Source organism: Finegoldia magna (genome assembly GCF_018371055.1).
GTDB classification, from domain to species: domain Bacteria; phylum Bacillota; class Clostridia; order Tissierellales; family Peptoniphilaceae; genus Finegoldia; species Finegoldia magna_I.
This window is the reverse complement of the sequence record NZ_JAGYZD010000225.1, coordinates 1-2,690: the sequence shown is the minus strand read 5'-3', so window position 1 is coordinate 2,690 and position 2,690 is coordinate 1. Positions and strand designations below refer to the sequence as shown.

Annotated in this window: 3 protein-coding genes; all 3 read right to left on the bottom strand. The window is 31.9% G+C overall.

What is annotated here, in order from left to right:
* Positions 1-189 precede the first annotated feature (189 nt).
* Positions 190-1,338, bottom strand: a complete 1,149-nt coding sequence (locus tag KHW44_RS08300; RefSeq protein WP_304068336.1) for an MFS transporter — start codon at positions 1,336-1,338, stop codon at positions 190-192.
* Between the two features lie 81 nt (positions 1,339-1,419).
* The gene (locus tag KHW44_RS08295; RefSeq protein WP_278725768.1) at positions 1,420-1,632 is read right to left on the bottom strand and encodes a hypothetical protein; all 213 of its coding nucleotides are present in this window, start codon (positions 1,630-1,632) and stop codon (positions 1,420-1,422) included.
* A gap of 60 nt (positions 1,633-1,692) precedes the next feature.
* On the bottom strand, positions 1,693-2,244 hold the full coding sequence (locus KHW44_RS08290; protein WP_304068331.1) for a hypothetical protein: 552 nt from the start codon (positions 2,242-2,244) through the stop codon (positions 1,693-1,695).
* Positions 2,245-2,690 lie beyond the last annotated feature (446 nt).

Here is a 2,690-nt window from a genome sequence, read left to right as displayed (position 1 = left end):
AAGGCTTTGATTAGTTTGTTACCAAAAGAATATGAAAATATGAAAGTAAATCAAACTGACGGATTGAAACTTCTTAATATTATAAAAGCGATGAAAAACTCACGAAAATCAAACAACAACTAACTAAAAATCCCTTGCCATCTGACAAGGGATTTTTATAACTTATATCATACTTACTAAACTCACAAATCACGATACAAACTTTACGGTATTATCATTTCTAAGCATAATTGCACTCAACAATAGTGATGCGGCTATAAACACGAAGATATATTTGTAATTGAAAGATGAAATATATGAGTTTGCCAACAAGAATACTACTTCGAAGACATCAGCGAAGAAGCTAAATGCTGATAGCATGGTTGCTCTGTGATTTTTGAAGCCTATTGTGTCTATATAATTGTTTTGGATTTTTTCAATAAATATCCCCAAGACAGACAAGATTGTTGGAAGTATAATCATTAACAACACTACAGGTTTTCCAGATATCACACATAATCCAACAAAGAACAATGATGCAATAGCTGAAAATAATCGAACTTTGTTCCATGCTTTTTGTTCTCCTAGATATTTTATGATAAATGTTTGTGAGAGTTGAAGTCCCGAGTAAGCTAGGATGAGTGGCGACACTATGTTTTCCGAATATCCATTGTCAATTATGACTTTTACATAGAAGAAGTTGATCAACAAAAATGACAAATTAAACAACGACACGATTAACACGATTACTCTAAAAGTTTTATCGTGTACCAATAGCTTCAATGTTTTTGACAAATCAAATTGTTCCTCGTTTTCTATTGAGTTGTCGGTATCTGGAATAAAAATAGAAATCACAGTTGCGATTACATTTGCAATTATGGTTACCCAAATCAAAGCGTTAATGTTCCATTTTGAATTAATAAAAGGAAACATTACGGTTGATACGATAAAAGCGATCGTTCCCCAATTATAGAACTTCGAAATATTATTACTGTAATTATCATCACCGAAAAGCTTGTATATGTACGCGCTTATTGTTCCGGAATTCAATGCAAAAGCAATTCCTTCAAGCAAGGCTTCCACTGCAAAAAGCATAAAATTATTGGATATCAGTAAAATTATCCTGGCAGTTAGCATCGTAAACTGGGCGAGAACTATTGACTTTTTCAGCCCGATTTTATCGGTCAACACACCCAATGGAAATTCACAAATCATGCAAGTAACAGATAGTATCGCTTGTAGCACAAAAAACTGCGACAAGCTAATTCCTCTATTCGTCCTAACCAACAACGCAACAGGCGCATAGAATATTAAATTGGAAAATAAATTCATTGCGTATATTTTTCTTGAAGTTTTCATACATACATTATAACTCTTTTTTCACTGAAACATACTTTATAACACACAAAAATCCCTTGCCACACGACAAGGGATTGATTATTATAATTTGGCTCTATCGTCATCTGAGTTCATCAACAATTGATAAACTTGGATTTCTCCGATTAACTTCAATTCTTCAAAACCACGACGGCGAAGTTCGTCACGATCGTGTTCGTTTTCGTAATTTGCATTTGTTTTGAAATAATTTTCCAAAATTTCAGAAACTTTATCCTTATTATTTGCGTTTTTAAGTACTTCTTCTCTAATATACATAACATACCTCCTACAATTGTTGTTATCTTACATATAATTATACCCCAAAAACACACAAATCTACCTTATAATATTAACTCCGCCTTCCACAAAGTATTTCAAATCACAATCGCTCAACAATCCATTCATCCACGCACGACGAAACTCATCGTAAACTTCAGAAGATTCTCCATAGATGTAATACTGTTCGTGCACATCAATTCTCTTAATCCAACGGAACTCTTCATCATCTGATTCCACTGGCAAATTCGCCATATCACAAGGCATCCCATCCAAGAACTTATCGGACATAAATTGAAACGCATCAGAAGTATCGCCCGAGAAATCCTCCTTAGCACCAAAATCATAAGCGATTTTAAGAGCATCTTCAAACTTATCTTCTTTTTTAAGCTCACTCAAAACCCTCGCCAAATTATCCTCGACGATTCCAACTCTCACCTGCAACCATCCGTGAATATTGTCTGTGTCAATCAAATCCTCCAATGCTCCACGTTCAATATTTTTCAAATCGACATTTTCATCCAACAACTCACTCATCTTGCGTGTAATCTCATCAACGTAATTTATCTTATCGAACATTATATAATGAATTTTTCCTAAAAATCTTGACATATTATCCCTCCATTTATTTAATTATATTATACTGATAACAGTTACAATAATCCGTAACCATTGTTACGTGATATAATTAAATTGAGAAGAAAAATTCGTAGAATTAGCTCATAAACCAAAGAAAAACTGGTAGTTCACACTCGGAAATTCAAATTCAAAACATCATAAAATAATAAAAAAATAAATAATTGTAATAATATTTAAACACAATACAATAAGTGATTAGGAATAAAGCAAATACACTACATGTGGGTTTGAAATAAAAAATACTGAATAATAAATTGCATAACTATTCTGCAAAATATATTCACAAAAAGATTTTTGTAAACTTATTGTAATATTTGAAATTATATAGTATAATGAGCTTAAATCGATATAGTAATGTAATAAAGAAAACTTTATAAATACAAAAAGATTGGATAATTATTAACAATCATTTGTTGAGT